The sequence below is a fragment of the Neisseria sp. HMSC069H12 genome, from assembly GCF_001812735.1.
Taxonomy (GTDB): Bacteria; Pseudomonadota; Gammaproteobacteria; order Burkholderiales; family Neisseriaceae; genus Neisseria; species Neisseria subflava.
This window is the reverse complement of record NZ_KV810297.1, coordinates 67412-67648: the sequence shown is the minus strand read 5'-3', so window position 1 is coordinate 67648 and position 237 is coordinate 67412. Positions and strand designations below refer to the sequence as shown.

Annotated in this window: 1 pseudogene; it reads right to left on the bottom strand. The window is 49.4% G+C overall.

The features are described from left to right. A pseudogene (locus HMPREF2872_RS09450) lies at positions 1-237 on the bottom strand (SEL1-like repeat protein); the annotation flags it as partial.

Below are 237 nucleotides of genomic sequence, written 5' to 3'. Positions count from 1 at the left end.
CCTTTGGCATACATCGCACCCAAATTATTTTGGGCTGCTGGATACCCTTGTTCTGCAGCCTTGCGATACCATTTCTCTGCCTGTACATAGTCCTGATGGAGACTGGAGTCATTGGCATACAATAATCCCAAATTATATTGGGCAGCAGCAGCCCCTTGTTCTGCGGCCTTGCGATACCACATCATTGCCTGAGCATAGTCTTGATGGACTCCTTGCCCTTTGGCATACATCGCACCC